A 13854-nucleotide genomic window follows, 5' to 3' on the forward strand; every position below is an offset into this window, starting at 1 on the left:
GTGCTTCAACAAGCTCAAGAATGCCCGTCGCGTCGCCACCCGCTACGACAAGACCGCCGAAAGCTTCCTGGGCTTCATCGACATCACGTCGATCCGCCTCTGGCTCCGCCATTTGTCAACATGACCTAAGATGAACGAAGACTCTGTTGCTGCGTTGCTCCGTATGAATTCAAGATCGGGTCACGGTCAACATGGCACAACGACACCCTCATGAGCAACATCTTGTAGAGGGCAGTGCCGATTGGGCTGCTCGTTGTGGCGTGGGTGGTTGAAGGGGACAACGCTGCAGGCCGACGCACAGTCCATGGGCGAATGACGAGTGCCTTGTTCGCAGGCTGCCGTCATCACAGTGAGGCGACGCAGAGCAGCGATGAGCCGTAAGCGATGGGGTGGACGCCGTCGAAGGTCTGAAGGCGGTACGGTCCGCATCGCGGAAGTTGATGCGTGAGACGACCGTGCCGGCTGGCTGTAGCAAAAGTTCGAGTTCTGTTCCATTTCAGCGAACGCCACTGGTGTCGATGTGCCCAGCTGCGACGTAGAAAAAGTCTCGCAAATCCAGATATTTGCAACAAATTCACCAAATCCGCGCAGTCATGAGGTCCGGAGAATATCGGCCATGAGAGACCTCTACCGGACCTCCTGGCACCGACGCCGCTGAACAGCCCCATACGCATAACCCTCGAAAACAACGGAAAAATCTGGCCACAGCCGGATCGGGAGAACGCTTTCGCGGGGGAAAGTGGCGGAGTGGATGGGCCTGATATCCAACCTTCTCTGGAAGACCTGCCTTCTGACAGGTCGCCGTTCTCCTGGGCGATCCAGCTTCCCTGCAGGCCTACCAGTAGAGCCCAAGGCGATGGAACCGAGGCGGTGTCCCTCCCAGCGGTACCCTTGCGGTCGGGTAGCCGACAAGGGCGGGGATCGGAGTCGTGCGACCCGTGACCAGGTCCCGGAGGCGGCGGATTCGGCTTTCGGTCGGGGGATGCGTCCTGAGCAACGAGGGCTCCGGAATGCGGCGGCCGGGCAGAAGGATCTCCTCCCAGAACCGACCGACCCGGCGTTCGAGCTTGACGAGCGCGCGCACGAGCCCCTCCGGATCGCCGGTCAGCTCTGCGGCGGCGCGGTCGGCGTCGTACTCGCGCGTCCGCGAAAGGCCGAGTTGGACCAGCGCCATGAGGGTGGGCGCGAAGACAAGGAGAATCACGACATGCCAAGGCACATGGACCATGCCTGCCAGGACCAGAGGCAGGTTGAGGAGTAGAAGCAACTGTCCGAGCCAGCTTGCCAGCGAGACGAGGCGCGACATCATGTCGGCGAGGCTCATGATCCACAGGTCGCGGTTGGCGATATGCCCGATCTCATGCGCCAGAACCCCGGCGAGTTCTCGGCCGTCGAGCAGGTTGAGCAGCCCGTCGGTGACGCAGATGGCGCTGTCCTCGGGGCTGCCCAGGGCGAAGGCGTTCGGCAGCCGGCTCGGCACGCGATAAAGCGCCGGCGCGCGCTGCAGCCCGGCCCTGCGGGCGAGTTCGGCCAGGGCCGCGACGAGACCGGGGGCATCACGACCGGTGAGCCGCTGCGCCTGATAGGCCGAGAGGAGCAGCCGGCGTGGCAGCGCGGGCGCAAACAGGAGACCCCCGACCATCGCGAGCGCCATGAGGAGACCGGTCTCGGGTCCGACGATCGCTGTCACCGCGATCCAGGCGATCGCGGCCATGAGCCCGAGCAGCAGCGCCGATTGCACGAAATTGAGCAGGCGGTGGCTGGCGGAGGCCGCGGTCATCGCGTCTCGTGGCCTCCGAGTTCGCGCCGGTCCTGATCGCGCACTAGCCAGTGGACAGCGCCGAGCGCAAGCGCCGCGCCCGCGAGTGCGGCAATCTTGGATGATTCCGTCTCGCCGAGGTCCAGGATGATGAATTTGCGCGCGATGGCGAGGAGCGCGATCAGCACGATCGTGCGGACCTGGAGGATCCCGAAGCTGCGTTCGGTCGCAACAAGAAGGGAGCGCTTGAACTCGAGCGCGATCACCACGGTGAAGATCATGCCGAACACCACCTGGAAGGTGGCGTAATCGAGAGTGTCGAATGCCCCGAGAACCAAGCGGTTCACGACTTCGCGCATCAGCGCCCAGACCGACGCCACGACGATCGCCGCAATGATGACGCTGAGGACGAAGATGACACCTTGCTCGAACTTCTCGTAGAGCGTCATCGCCGACCATTGTTCACGGGTCAGCCCGGATCGTTGCACGTCTTTCATGATTGCCCCTCGAAAGCCGCCCCGGAGAGACAAGCTCCCCGGGGCTTCGCCAGACGGTGCGATATCGCACGGAGCGGAGGGGACGCCGCAAACCGGCGACACCCAATGTGGCAAATCAGCCGTTCTTGACCTCGATGCGCTTGACCTTCGCCTGCGCCTCGGGAGTCTGGGGCAGCTTGATCGTCAGAACCCCGTTCTTGAAGGATGCTTGCGCCTTTTCGCCATCCACACCGGGGGGGAGCGGAATTGTCCGGTAGATCGCGCCGTAGCTGCGCTCGGAGAGATAGTATCCCTTCTTCTCCTCCTGGCGCTCGATCTTCTTCTCCCCCTTCACAGTCAACATGTCATCGTTGACCGTCACCTCGATGTCCTTCATCTCCATGCCCGGCAGCTCGATCGACACTTCGATCGCCTTGTCGGTCTCGACCATGTCGGATTTGGCTTCGCCGCTGCCCCAGGGCCATTCGAACTGACCGACCCGGTTCCAGAAGTTCTCGAACACATGGTTCATTTCGCGCTGGAGCGTCGCCATCGGGTTGTCTTCGCTGCTCTTGGCGTCTGGCGCGCCGTCCTTGCGCGCCCAGGGGATCAGGTCCTTGATCTGCATGATGGTGTCTCCTTCGGTTTTCAGGCGCCCTTGACGGCGATCCTTTTTGGCTGCGCTTCAGGGGCTCGGGGGAGCGTCAGGGTGAGGACGCCTCCGCGCATCTCGGCCTCGATCCTGTCGGGGTCGAAATCCTCGGAAAGCGTGAAGGCCCTCTCGAAATCACCCTCGCCATATTCGGCATAGGCAAGTTCCAGGTTTTCTGGCCGCATCGGCTCAACCTTGCCGCGGATCGTCAGCACGCGGTTTTCGAGTGTGATTTCGACCGCATCGGCGGCGACCCCAGGCATTTCGAGCATCATGGAGACACCCTGATCGGTCTCGACAATATCAGTCAGCGGGCGGTAGATGCGGCCGCCGCCGGCGGTCTCGGGCGCGTCGGTCGGCGTCTTTTCGGTGGCTTGCGTGATGTCGGTGCTCATCGTTCCAGCTCCTCTCAGGCTGCCTTGATCTCGATTTTCTTTGGCTTTTCTGCCTCGGGCCGGGAGATGACGATCCGCAATACGCCGTTCGTCATCCTCGCCTCGACCTTGTCATCCGAGGCCGCGAATGGCAGGCGGATAGAGCGGGAAAACTTGCCATAACCGCGTTCGTTGCGGTGCCAGCGCGCACCTTCGGGAACCTCGGGCGCCTTGCGTTCGCCCGACAGCGTCAGGACGTTGTCCTTGACCGCGATCTCGATATCGCCCGGCTCAATGCCAGGGAGTTCGGTAGTAACGGCGACGGCTTCCGCACCCTGCCAGACATTCACCGCCGGGAACGCCGCGCGGGCCGGGGGCCAGAAGCCGCGGTCGAGATCGCGCATCATGGAGCGCATCAGCGCAATGGGATCGCTGCGGCGCAGATATGTCGGATAGAGCATTGCTGGCCTCCTGTTGCTGATCGATGCCCCCGAACCGGCGGCATGGTCCGACCGGGCAACGGTGCCGGCCGGATGTGGGTTCGGAGACCGCCCATCAAGATAGGCGGATCCATCTATTATGCAAGCATATACGATGCTTGCATTGCACTTTGGGTGGACCGCAGTCTATCCTGTTTCTCATGCAGACGGAGGAAAGATACCCTTGATCACTTCTGATCTTGCCCTGATCGGGACGACGATCCACCGGGTCGCGCAGCTCATCCAGCAGCGGATCGACAACGAGATTGGCGACAGCGGCCTGACCCGCCTGTCCTGGATGGGGGCGGCACATGTCGAGGATTCGCCCGGGCTGACCATCGGCGATCTGGCCGGGCGGCTGGAGGTGGGCCGGGCCACTGCGGGCCAGCTCGTCGATCGCATGGTCCGGGGCGGCTGGGTCGAGCGGTCGCCCTCGCTCGACGACAGGCGGTCGCAGATCGTCACCGCAACGTCGAAGGCCCGGGCGATGCTGGAGGAACTCGCGCCGCGGCAATCGGCGCTCGAACATGAAATCCTGCAGGATCTGTCGGCAGACGAAAGGCGCATCCTGCTGGCGCTGCTCGAGCGGATCAGGGCGCGGCTCGGGCGCCAGTGAAAGGGACAAGCGGCATGGAAAGGAAGACCGAATATAACATCTGGTACTGGGTGGTGGCTTTCATAGCCGTGCTTTTCATCCAGAACCTGATCGCCGGCTGGCAATCCGTCGCACCGATCAGCTACAGCCAGTTCGAGAGCTATCTCGAGGATGGCAGGGTCGCGTCCGTCGCGGTCGGCGCGGACACCATCACCGGCACCTTCACCGACCCCGTCGACGGCAAGAGCCAGTTCGTCACCACGGTCGTGGATCCCGCGATCCTGCAGCGGATCGACCGCTCCGGCGTCGAGATCACGGGCGTTCCTCAGAACACCTTTCTCGGCACGCTGATTTCCTGGGTGGCGCCAGCGCTTGTCTTCTTCGGAATCTGGATGCTGCTGTTCCGTAAGTTCGCCGACAAACAGGGTTTCGGCGGGTTCATGCAGGTCGGCCGCAGCAAGGCCAAAGTTTACATGGAAAAGGAAACCGGCGTCAGTTTCGCTGACGTGGCCGGCGTGGACGAGGCCAAGGCCGAGTTGGAGGAGGTCGTGGAGTTCCTCAAGAACCCGGCCGAATACGGAAAGCTGGGCGCACATATCCCCAAAGGCATATTGCTCGTTGGGCCGCCGGGCACCGGCAAGACGCTTCTCGCGCGCGCGGTGGCGGGTGAGGCGGGCGTGACCTTCTTTTCGATCTCGGGATCAGAGTTCGTCGAGATGTTCGTGGGCGTCGGTGCCGCACGGGTGCGCGACCTCTTCGAGCAGGCCCGGAAATCCGCCCCGGCGATCATCTTCATCGACGAACTCGACGCTCTTGGGAGGGCGCGCTCCTCCGGCCAGATCGCCGGTGGCCATGATGAGCGTGAGCAGACGCTGAACCAGCTTCTGACCGAGCTCGACGGCTTCGACCCTTCAGTGGGCATCGTGCTCCTGGCCGCCACCAACCGACCCGAGATTCTCGACCCCGCGCTGCTGCGTGCGGGACGCTTCGACCGTCAGGTGCTGGTGGACCGGCCCGACAAGAAGGGACGCGTGCAGATTCTTGGCGTTCACATGAAAAAGGTGAAGCTCGCCCCAGACGTCGATGCAGAGAAGGTCGCAGCGCTTACTCCCGGCTTTTCCGGCGCGGATCTTGCCAATCTCGTCAACGAGGCAGCATTGCTCGCCACGCGCCGCAAGGCTGATGCGGTGACGATGGACGACTTCAACAATGCGGTGGAACGCATCATCGCCGGGTTGCAAAAGAAGAACCGCGTGCTCAATCCGCGCGAACGCGAGATCGTGGCGCACCACGAGATGGGGCACGCGCTTGTGGCGATGGCTTTGCCGGGGGTGGACCCGGTGCACAAGGTCTCGATCATACCGCGCGGGATTGGCGCGCTCGGCTACACCATCCAGCGCCCGACCGAGGACCGCTTCCTGATGACGCGGGAGGAACTCGAGAACAAGATCGCAGTCCTGCTTGGCGGGCGCGCAGCAGAGAAGATCATCTACGATCATGTCTCGACCGGGGCGGCGGACGATCTGGTCAAGGCGACCGACATCGCTCGCGCCATGGTCGCGCGGTACGGGATGGACGAAGACCTCGGGCATGTCAGCTACGACACCGATCGGCCCGGCTTTCTCGGCACCGGCGACCAGTCGTCCTGGCTGAATCGCCGCTACAGCGACGCCACTGCTGAGCGGATGGACGCGAAGGTGCGCGACATCGTGGATGGCGTGTTCAAGCGCACCCTCACCCTTCTTGAATCCAATCTGGATCTTCTCGAGCAATCGGCGCAGGATCTCCTGCAACGAGAGACACTGGACGAGCCCGATCTTGTGGCAATTGGGTCCAAGGTGAAAAGAACGGAAGCGGTCGCTGCGTGACACTGTCACTGGCGCAGATGATCGGCGGACAACCCTGACTGGATAAAGAAACGGAGAAGACGAATGGCAAACGGAGCTTGCGATATTTGCGGTCGCCCGGCGACGGCGCGCGTGCGCGCCTCGGTGAACGGCCGGGTTCAGAACATGGAGCTGTGCGACCAGCATTACAGCGAAATGGCGCGCCGGTCGGGTCGCAGCGCCTCGCCGCTGGAGTCCCTGTTCGGACGGCGTTCCCTTCTTGACGAATTCTTCGGCGAGAGCGGTTTCGGCAGCCTTTTTGGGGACAGTCCGCTGCGAGGCGGCGCGCTCGGCTCCATGGGTAATGGCGATGACGCTGTCGTCGACGCCACTTTCGGCGAGGGCGCGCCGCGGCGTGGATCGCGGCGCGGCGGCGGACGCACCATCGCCGACCGGCTGAGCGAACAGGGAAACAAGCTGCTGCAGGATGCCGCGCAGAAGGCCGGGGAATTCGGGCGCAGCGAGGTCGATACCGAACATCTGCTTCTGGCATTGACCTCGTCTGACGTCGTCAAGACGATCCTGGAACAGTTCAAGGTCGATGTGGACGATCTGCGGCGCCAGATCGACAAGGAAGCGAAGCGTGGAGACGCCAAGACGGAAGGCGAAATTGGCGTCAGTCCTCGCCTTAAGGACGCGCTGAACCGGGCCTTCATCGCCTCGAACGAGCTCGGCCATTCCTATGTCGGTCCCGAGCACCTTCTGATCGGCCTTGCCGAGGAAGGTGAAGGCCTGGCCGCGTCGATGCTGCGCAAATACGGATTGACGCCGCAGGCGCTTCGCCAGCAGGTGACCAAGGTCGTGGGCAAGGGAGCCGAGGAAGGCCGCGTGGCGGCGCCTTCCAGCACGCCCGATCTCGACCAGTTCAGCCGTGACCTGACGAAGCTCGCCCGCGAGGGCAAGCTCGATCCCGTCATCGGCCGCGCCCGCGAGATCGAGACGACGATCGAAGTGCTGGCCCGCCGGAAAAAGAACAACCCGGTGCTAATCGGCGAGCCCGGCGTGGGCAAGACCGCCATCGTCGAGGGACTTGCACAACGGATCGTCGCGGGCGAAGTGCCCGAGGCGCTGCGCGACAAGCGGCTGGTCGAGCTCAACATCAACTCGATGGTGGCCGGGTCGAAGTATCGCGGCGAGTTCGAGGAGCGAGTCCAGAAGATCCTCAAGGAGATCACCGAGGAGAAGGACAGCCTGGTCCTGTTCATCGACGAGATCCACACCATCGTCGGCGCTGGCCAGGGCGGTGGCGAAGGTGGTCTCGACATCGCCAACACCTTCAAGCCGGCGCTGGCGCGGGGCGAGCTGAACCTGATCGGCGCAACGACGCTCAACGAGTACCAGAAATACATCGAGAAGGACGCGGCGCTCGAGCGACGGTTCCAGCCGGTTTATGTCGAGGAACCCACGATAGCTCAGGTCATCATGATCCTGCGCGGCCTGCGCGACACGCTGGAGGCGCACCACAAGGTGACGATCACCGACGAGGCCATCGTCGCGGCGGCCGAGCTTTCTGATCGCTACATCACTGGCCGTTTCATGCCCGACAAGGCGATCGACCTGATCGATCAGGCAGCCGCACGGGTGAAGATCAGCGCCACGGCGCGCCCCGTGGACGTCCAGGAACTGGAGGCCGAAGCCGCGCAGATCAGGCGCGAGCAGGACTATGCCGCAGCCCGCAAGCAATTCGACCGGGCAGCAGAACTGAAGAAGGAGCTGGAGCAGAAGCAGAAGGAGCTGGACGAGCTTCTGGAAATCTGGAAGCGCGACCAGGCTTCGGCGACCGCCGAGGTGCGCGCCGATCACGTCGCGCAGATCGTCTCCAAGATCACCGGCGTTCCGGTCACGGAGCTGACCACCGAGGAGAAGGACAAGCTCCTCAAGCTCGAGGAGAAGCTGCACGAGCGCGTCATTGGCCAGGAAGAGGCGATCCGCGCCGTGGCCGATGCGGTGCGCCTGGCGCGTGCGGGTCTGCGCGAAGGTTCCGGTCCGACTGCGACCTTCCTGTTTCTCGGACCAACCGGGGTTGGCAAGACGGAACTGGCCAAGACGCTCGCCGAGGTGATCTTCGGCGACCAGGATGCGATGATCCGTATCGACATGTCGGAGTATGGCGAGCGCCACTCGGTTGCCCGGTTGGTTGGCGCACCTCCGGGCTACGTCGGATACGACGAAGGCGGTCAACTGACGGAGAAGGTGCGCCGTCGGCCCTACTCGGTCGTGCTCCTCGACGAGATCGAAAAGGCGCATCCGGATGTCTACAACATCCTGCTTCAGGTGTTCGACGACGGCCGCCTGACAGATGGCAAGGGCCGCGTGGTGGACTTCACTAACACCATCATCATCGCCACCTCGAACCTCGGTTCGGACATCATCCAGCGCAACCTCAAGAAACGCGGCACCAAGGAGTTCGACGAGGCAAAGCAGAAGTCCGAACTGATGGAGGTGTTGCGCGGTCATTTCCGGCCAGAGTTCATCAACCGGATCGACGAGATCATCGTCTTCCATTCGCTGAATCAGTCGGAGATCCGCCAGATCGTCGAGTTGCAGCTCAACCGGGTGAAGCGGACCGCCCTTACCCAGGGCGTCGAACTCGAACTCGATGTGAGCGTCGTGGATCACTTCGGCGCGGTCGGCTTCCGTCCCGAATTCGGTGCCCGCGAGCTGCGCCGGCTGATCCGGTCGGAGCTGGAGACCGAGTTGGCTCGCGAACTGCTCTCGGGGCGGATCGAGGATGGCGACAAGGTCCGCGTCGCCTGGTCAGCGGACGAACAGAAGGTCGTGTTCGAAAAGATCGCAAGGGACACCGGTGACGACAGCCCGGACGATCCGGCCCAGGCCGGGATCGGCGAGTCCAGCGCAGTTGCCGAAAACAAGGCGGACGCTCCGACGCCCGATGTCCCAGTCGACGCCAATGACAAGGAGCAGTCCAAGGGCGATAAGTCTACCGGATGACGTCGTGAAGGACTGGCCGGCGCGATGACGGTCGCGCCGGCTCATTTCGTCAAAAAGCGACAAGCAAGGTCATACGGCATGGAAGTCATCAGAGCATTTCGCAATCTCGACCGGCACGGCCAACAGCGCGCGCCTGAGGTCATCGAGGAAGAGGTGCGGCAACTTGAACCGCATCTTGTACGCTTCCGCGAGGATCTCGTCCGGCTCGAAGTCGTCGCCTCCCAGACGAGCGGCAAGACGCGCATCCAGGTCAGCCTGCGCCTGCAACTGCCCTCGGGCGTGATCGCGGCACAGGAAGAGGGGTTCGTGATCGAGCCTGTCCTGCGCAAGGCCTTTGCCGACCTGCGCCAGCGGGTTGACCGGCATGTGGCGCGCCTCAAGCACGAGTCTGAATACAAACGTCCCGCCCGCCGGCGCCGGATCGGCGCCCCGCTGCCGTCCGCGCGGGATGCGGCGGAAGCGGACCGGCGCCAACTCTTCTTCGACCTGATCGAGGATCATCTCGATACGGTCTACGATACCGTCAGGCGCGAGTTGACCTATCTCGAGTGTAGCGGGTCTGTGCCGGCTGGCTACCTGAGCGTTGGCGATATCGTCGATGCGACGATCCTCAACGGGCTCAACCGCTTCGAGCGGCGGCCGACCGAATTCTCCGTCCGGGACTGGCTGACGCAGCTGGCCTTCGAGACCGTCGAGGCCGAGGCGCAGGCTGCGCGCCGCGCGGTGCCCGAGGATGCCGCCTCGATCTACGAAGCGCCCGAGGCGCCTGGCGGAGAGCCTACCGAGGCTGATGAGGAGATGTTCGAGTTCTACCAGCCCGACGACGTGCTGCTGCTCGAGGAACTCGTCGCCGACGAAGGTGGGGACGACCCCGAAGCGGCGGTCGCGAAACGGCAGGAGGCGCTGGCCTTTCACCGGGCGATCGCCGGTCTGCCGGCACTTTGGCGCCGGGTTCTGTTTCTTGTCGATCTGAACGAGACCCCGCTTGAAACAGCCTCCTCCGTTCTCGGCATTCCCGAAGACGACGTGACCCGGATCGTCCAGTCGGCGCGCGATTATCTTCGCGATAAACTGCGTGACTCAGGTCAGTCTTCCGATACCGCTCATGCGCTTTTTGAGAGTGCTCATCAGAGAAGGTTGCGAATTCCACAGCCCCTGCGGGATCGCGCTCGGCTGGAACGCGCTTTTCTGGGGGACAACCGAGGGGAAGCACCATGATGCGCGGACACAATCGTCCACCCTTTCCGCCGACGATACCCGGGACCACCATGAGGTCTTGGGACGTTCCGACCGCGATCATTTACCGGCCGGCTCGTTCCGCGATGACGTCGGCGCCGCGGCCCAACTACTGGATACTGGAATTCGAGCCGTCTCGGCCCCTGCAGCTTGAGCCGCTGATGGGATATACCTCCAGCAACGATCCCTACCGTTCGATCCGGCTGAAATTTCCCGACCGCGAAAGCGCCGTGGAATTCGCGGAGCGGCAGGACTGGCGCTATTTCGTGCGTGAGGACGTGGCTCACCGCCATGCGCCTGACCGCTGGCGGGGAGAGGAGCGGCATCGCCTCTACAAGGGAGCCGACGCCCCGAACGCCTTTCGCATACCGTCCCGCCTGGATCGGGGTCGCACGGACCATCGACTTCGGCGCGCAGTCGATCAGGAAGGCTCGGTGGACCTGTCGTCGCAAGAACAGGCGGAATTCGATCCAGTTATCGAAGCCAGTCTTGAATCCTTCCCGGCCTCCGATCCCCCAGCCTGGACGGGCGTGACGATCGCCGGGAAAAAATAATGAACGCAATGGCCAGCGCGAGCGAGGATCTGCCGATTGTTTCCCTACCTTGACAGCGTCGCGCGCCGCTACCCGCCCGTCATCGTATGGGCGGTCATCGGCATGAACGTCCTCGCGTTCCTCTATCAGATCAGCCTGCCTCCGCGCGTGCTGGACCGGTTCCTGTTCGAGTTCGCGCTGGTGCCCTCGCGCTTCTTCGGGCAACTGAGCCTCGTCGCCCCGTCCGACTGGACCCCGTTCCTGACCAACATCTTCCTGCACGGGGGCTGGCTGCACCTCATCTTGAACATGTGGACGCTCTGGATCTTCGGCCCCGCCGTCGAAGATCGGCTCGGACCGGGTAGATTCACGCTGTTCTATCTGTTCTGTGGTGTGGCGGCCGGACTGGCTCACGCGCTGGCGAACCCCCACTCAGTCGTTCCCGCGCTTGGCGCATCGGGGGCCATCGCGGGCGTGATCGGTTGCTACGCACGCATGTTTCCGGCGGCTCGGCTGGTGGTGATCGTGCCGATTCTGTTCATTCCCCTCTTCTTCGAAGTGCGCGCGGTCATTTTCGCGATGATCTGGTTCTTCATGCAGGTCGTTCCCGGTTTCCTATCGCTCGGCAGCGATACGGCCACGGGCGGGGTTGCCTGGTGGGCGCATATCGGCGGGTTTCTCGCCGGTTGGCTTGTAACGCCACTCCTGCGAAGGCGCGCCGACGTCTATCGCCACTATTATCGCGACGAGGGCATCTATGGCTTTCTGCCGGATGGCCGACGGGAAGGAGGACAGGGTCCATGGACATAATGCAGCTTTTCTGGCTGTTCTTCATCATTTCGGCGCTGCAGCCGGTTCTGCAGCGCAGATATCTTGAGGCGATGCGCACACGCAAGATCGCCAACATCGAGAAGAAGCGTGCCAGTCGCGTCATCCTGCTGATCCATCGGCAGGAGACGATGAACCTGCTGGGATTTCCCTTGATGCGCTACATCGACGTCAATGATTCGGAGGAAGTCCTGCGCGCGATCCAGATGACCGACGATGAAGTGCCACTCGACATCGTGCTGCATACACCGGGCGGCCTTGTGCTGGCGGCGACCCAGATCGCTCGGGCCATTAAGGGCCACAAGGGCAAGGTCACCGTGTTCGTGCCGCATTACGCGATGTCGGGCGGCACGCTGATCGCCCTCGCCGCCGACGAAATCGTGATGTGCGAACATTCCGTGCTGGGACCCGTCGATCCGCAACTTGGCCAGTTGCCGGCCGCCTCGCTCCTCAAAGTCGTCGAGGAGAAACCCATCGCCGAGATCGACGACCAGACTCTCATCATGGCCGACGTCGGTCGCAAGGCCATTGCGCAGATCGAGGCGTTCGCGAAGCGTCTTTTGTCCGACAAGATGGACGAGGACCGCGCGGCGGCGCTGGCGGCAAAGCTGGCGACAGGCACCTGGACCCACGACTATCCCATCTCTGCCGATGAGGCCCGCGACATGGGCCTGCCCGTTGGAACGGACATGCCCAAGGAAATACTGGAGCTGATGACGCTCTATCCGCAGCCGGTTCGGCGCCAGGGCGGTGGCGTGGAATACCTGCCCGAGCCGCGGCAGCGAGAGGCCCGCCGCGCCATATCCACGCGCTGAACGCTTGCGTCATTCGGCCGCCGAGCCCGGCTCGTCAACGAAAGGATACAGGATGCCCACGGTCGCTTGCCTGCAGTGCAATTCCACCAACAGGGTGCCGCAAGAGCGCCTGAGCGACAACCCCAATTGCGGACGCTGCGGCGCGCCTCTCTTTCAAGGCATGCCCGTCATGCTCACCGCGGCTAATTTTGACCGCCATGCGAATGCCGAACTGCCAATGCTGGTCGATTTCTGGGCCGAGTGGTGCGGGCCATGCAAGATGATGGCGCCCCAGTTCGAGGCGGCGGCGCGCTCGCTCGAACCCCATGTCCGCCTGGGCAAGCTCGACACCGAGGCCGAACAGCAGATTGCCGGCCGCTACGGGATCCGCGGCATTCCCACCATGATCCTGTTCAGGAGCGGCAAGGAAATCGCGAGGACGAGCGGTGCAATGCCTGCCGCGCAGATAGCGCAGTGGGCGCGCTCGCACGTCTAGAGGTTACAGGTAGCGGCCTTCCCTGCGCCATGCCATCAGGAGAAGAACATGCATGGCGTGACCGGATTTGTCGAGAGTGCGGCCTTGTTGGTCTTTGCCGCGTTCGTGCTCGTGACGATATGTTCACGGATTGGCGTGCCCAGCATTGTCGGTTACATTCTTGCCGGTATAGTCATTGGACCCGCCGGCCTCGGCCTGATTGCCGAAAACGCTGCCCTTAGCAGCATTGGCGAGATCGGAGTGGTGCTGCTGCTGTTCGCGCTTGGCCTGGAATTCTCGTTCGAGAAGCTCGTAAGGCTCAGGATGCATGTCTTCGGTCTTGGAGCCGTGCAGGTTGCAGTCACGACGATAACGGTGTCGTTGATAGCGAGTCTGATCTTCGATCTCGCGCCCGTCCCCGCAATCCTCATCGGCGGGGCCGTTGCCATGTCATCCACGGCCATGTGCCTCAAGGTGCTCGCAAGCGCGAACGCTCTGGGATCGGCCCAAGGACGCCTGGCCATTGCGGTGCTTCTGTTTCAAGACTTGGCAGCTGTCGCATTCCTGCTTCTGCACGATTCGATGAGTGGAGCCGCCGAAGGGTATGGCGTGATAACGGTCGTCGCCAGTGCAACGGCATTGGTTGCAGCTCTGTTCATTGCCCGTGGCCCGTTGCAGTTGCTGGCCCGTTGGGTAGCGTCGCGTGGCGATCCGGAACTTGCCCAGCTTCTCGCGCTCACCATTGCACTAGGGCGTGTTGACAAAAGGGATTCACCGGGCGCGGTGATCGTGATTCAAGCTGGTATCTGCAATGG

At 63.0% G+C, this 13854-nt stretch carries 14 protein-coding genes and 1 pseudogene; 10 read left to right on the plus strand and 5 right to left on the minus strand.

Annotation, left to right across the window (positions count from 1 at the left end; genetic code table 11):
* Window positions 1-124: pseudogene (locus ACFFJ7_RS18935) on the plus strand (IS5/IS1182 family transposase); the annotation flags it as partial.
* 711 nt (window positions 125-835) lie between these two features.
* On the opposite strand, the gene ACFFJ7_RS18940 reads toward ACFFJ7_RS18935, so the two are convergent.
* The 5 genes from ACFFJ7_RS18940 to ACFFJ7_RS18960 form a co-directional block, all read right to left on the minus strand.
* Window positions 836-1780 (minus strand): zinc metalloprotease HtpX, encoded by a 945-nt coding sequence (locus ACFFJ7_RS18940; protein ID WP_024845979.1) that lies wholly within the window; start codon window positions 1778-1780, stop codon window positions 836-838.
* Window positions 1777-2256: a phosphate-starvation-inducible PsiE family protein gene (locus tag ACFFJ7_RS18945; protein ID WP_377594470.1), complete on the minus strand. Its 480-nt coding sequence runs from the start codon at window positions 2254-2256 to the stop codon at window positions 1777-1779. Before ACFFJ7_RS18945 ends, ACFFJ7_RS18940 begins: the two co-directional genes overlap by 4 nt.
* Window positions 2257-2371: 115 nt before the next feature.
* A complete protein-coding gene (locus tag ACFFJ7_RS18950; RefSeq protein ID WP_024845977.1) occupies window positions 2372-2863 on the minus strand; it encodes an Hsp20/alpha crystallin family protein in 492 nt (163 codons plus the stop codon).
* A gap of 20 nt (window positions 2864-2883) precedes the next feature.
* Window positions 2884-3282, minus strand: a complete 399-nt coding sequence (locus ACFFJ7_RS18955; protein WP_024845976.1) for an Hsp20/alpha crystallin family protein — start codon at window positions 3280-3282, stop codon at window positions 2884-2886.
* A gap of 14 nt (window positions 3283-3296) precedes the next feature.
* The gene (locus tag ACFFJ7_RS18960) at window positions 3297-3722 is read right to left on the minus strand and encodes an Hsp20/alpha crystallin family protein (RefSeq protein ID WP_024845975.1); all 426 of its coding nucleotides are present in this window, start codon (window positions 3720-3722) and stop codon (window positions 3297-3299) included.
* Window positions 3723-3924: 202 nt separating this feature from the next.
* Between ACFFJ7_RS18960 and ACFFJ7_RS18965 the strand changes: the two genes are divergently transcribed.
* The 9 genes from ACFFJ7_RS18965 to ACFFJ7_RS19005 form a co-directional block, all read left to right on the plus strand.
* Window positions 3925-4356 (plus strand): MarR family winged helix-turn-helix transcriptional regulator, encoded by a 432-nt coding sequence (locus tag ACFFJ7_RS18965; protein ID WP_024845974.1) that lies wholly within the window; start codon window positions 3925-3927, stop codon window positions 4354-4356.
* 14 nt (window positions 4357-4370) lie between these two features.
* The gene (gene ftsH, locus ACFFJ7_RS18970; protein WP_377594474.1) at window positions 4371-6203 is read left to right on the plus strand and encodes an ATP-dependent zinc metalloprotease FtsH; all 1833 of its coding nucleotides are present in this window, start codon (window positions 4371-4373) and stop codon (window positions 6201-6203) included.
* Between the two features lie 63 nt (window positions 6204-6266).
* A complete protein-coding gene (locus ACFFJ7_RS18975) occupies window positions 6267-9173 on the plus strand; it encodes an ATP-dependent Clp protease ATP-binding subunit (protein ID WP_024845972.1) in 2907 nt (968 codons plus the stop codon).
* Between the two features lie 24 nt (window positions 9174-9197).
* On the plus strand, window positions 9198-10391 hold the full coding sequence (locus ACFFJ7_RS18980) for an RNA polymerase sigma factor (RefSeq protein ID WP_377594477.1): 1194 nt from the start codon (window positions 9198-9200) through the stop codon (window positions 10389-10391).
* A 50-nt stretch (window positions 10392-10441) separates the two neighbouring features.
* On the plus strand, window positions 10442-10963 hold the full coding sequence (locus tag ACFFJ7_RS18985; RefSeq protein WP_024845970.1) for an NADH dehydrogenase ubiquinone Fe-S protein 4: 522 nt from the start codon (window positions 10442-10444) through the stop codon (window positions 10961-10963).
* Window positions 10964-10999: 36 nt separating this feature from the next.
* Window positions 11000-11752, plus strand: a complete 753-nt coding sequence (locus ACFFJ7_RS18990; protein ID WP_024845969.1) for a rhomboid family intramembrane serine protease — start codon at window positions 11000-11002, stop codon at window positions 11750-11752.
* Window positions 11743-12585 (plus strand): SDH family Clp fold serine proteinase, encoded by an 843-nt coding sequence (locus ACFFJ7_RS18995; protein ID WP_024845968.1) that lies wholly within the window; start codon window positions 11743-11745, stop codon window positions 12583-12585. Before ACFFJ7_RS18990 ends, ACFFJ7_RS18995 begins: the two co-directional genes overlap by 10 nt.
* Window positions 12586-12637: 52 nt before the next feature.
* A complete protein-coding gene (gene trxC, locus ACFFJ7_RS19000) occupies window positions 12638-13060 on the plus strand; it encodes a thioredoxin TrxC (RefSeq protein ID WP_024845967.1) in 423 nt (140 codons plus the stop codon).
* Window positions 13061-13108: 48 nt separating this feature from the next.
* Window positions 13109-13854: cation:proton antiporter domain-containing protein (locus ACFFJ7_RS19005; RefSeq protein ID WP_377594481.1), on the plus strand; the 746-nt coding region annotated here is incomplete at its 3' end.

Source organism: Pseudochelatococcus lubricantis (assembly GCF_042432495.1).
Lineage (GTDB): Bacteria > Pseudomonadota > Alphaproteobacteria > Rhizobiales > Beijerinckiaceae > Pseudochelatococcus > Pseudochelatococcus lubricantis.

What these genes read in the sequence shown, in the direction of transcription:
- ACFFJ7_RS18940 (WP_024845979.1), bottom strand. Translation starts at nt 1,780, where the DNA reads ATGACCGCGGCCTCCGCCAGCCACCGCCTGCTCAATTTCGTGCAATCG.
- ACFFJ7_RS18945 (WP_377594470.1), bottom strand. Translation starts at nt 2,256, where the DNA reads ATGAAAGACGTGCAACGATCCGGGCTGACCCGTGAACAATGGTCGGCG.
- ACFFJ7_RS18950 (WP_024845977.1), bottom strand. Translation starts at nt 2,863, where the DNA reads ATGCAGATCAAGGACCTGATCCCCTGGGCGCGCAAGGACGGCGCGCCA.
- ACFFJ7_RS18955 (WP_024845976.1), bottom strand. Translation starts at nt 3,282, where the DNA reads ATGAGCACCGACATCACGCAAGCCACCGAAAAGACGCCGACCGACGCG.
- ACFFJ7_RS18960 (WP_024845975.1), bottom strand. Translation starts at nt 3,722, where the DNA reads ATGCTCTATCCGACATATCTGCGCCGCAGCGATCCCATTGCGCTGATG.
- ftsH (WP_377594474.1), top strand. Translation starts at nt 4,371, where the DNA reads ATGGAAAGGAAGACCGAATATAACATCTGGTACTGGGTGGTGGCTTTC.
- ACFFJ7_RS18975 (WP_024845972.1), top strand. Translation starts at nt 6,267, where the DNA reads ATGGCAAACGGAGCTTGCGATATTTGCGGTCGCCCGGCGACGGCGCGC.
- ACFFJ7_RS18980 (WP_377594477.1), top strand. Translation starts at nt 9,198, where the DNA reads ATGACGGTCGCGCCGGCTCATTTCGTCAAAAAGCGACAAGCAAGGTCA.
- ACFFJ7_RS18985 (WP_024845970.1), top strand. Translation starts at nt 10,442, where the DNA reads ATGAGGTCTTGGGACGTTCCGACCGCGATCATTTACCGGCCGGCTCGT.
- ACFFJ7_RS18995 (WP_024845968.1), top strand. Translation starts at nt 11,743, where the DNA reads ATGGACATAATGCAGCTTTTCTGGCTGTTCTTCATCATTTCGGCGCTG.
- trxC (WP_024845967.1), top strand. Translation starts at nt 12,638, where the DNA reads ATGCCCACGGTCGCTTGCCTGCAGTGCAATTCCACCAACAGGGTGCCG.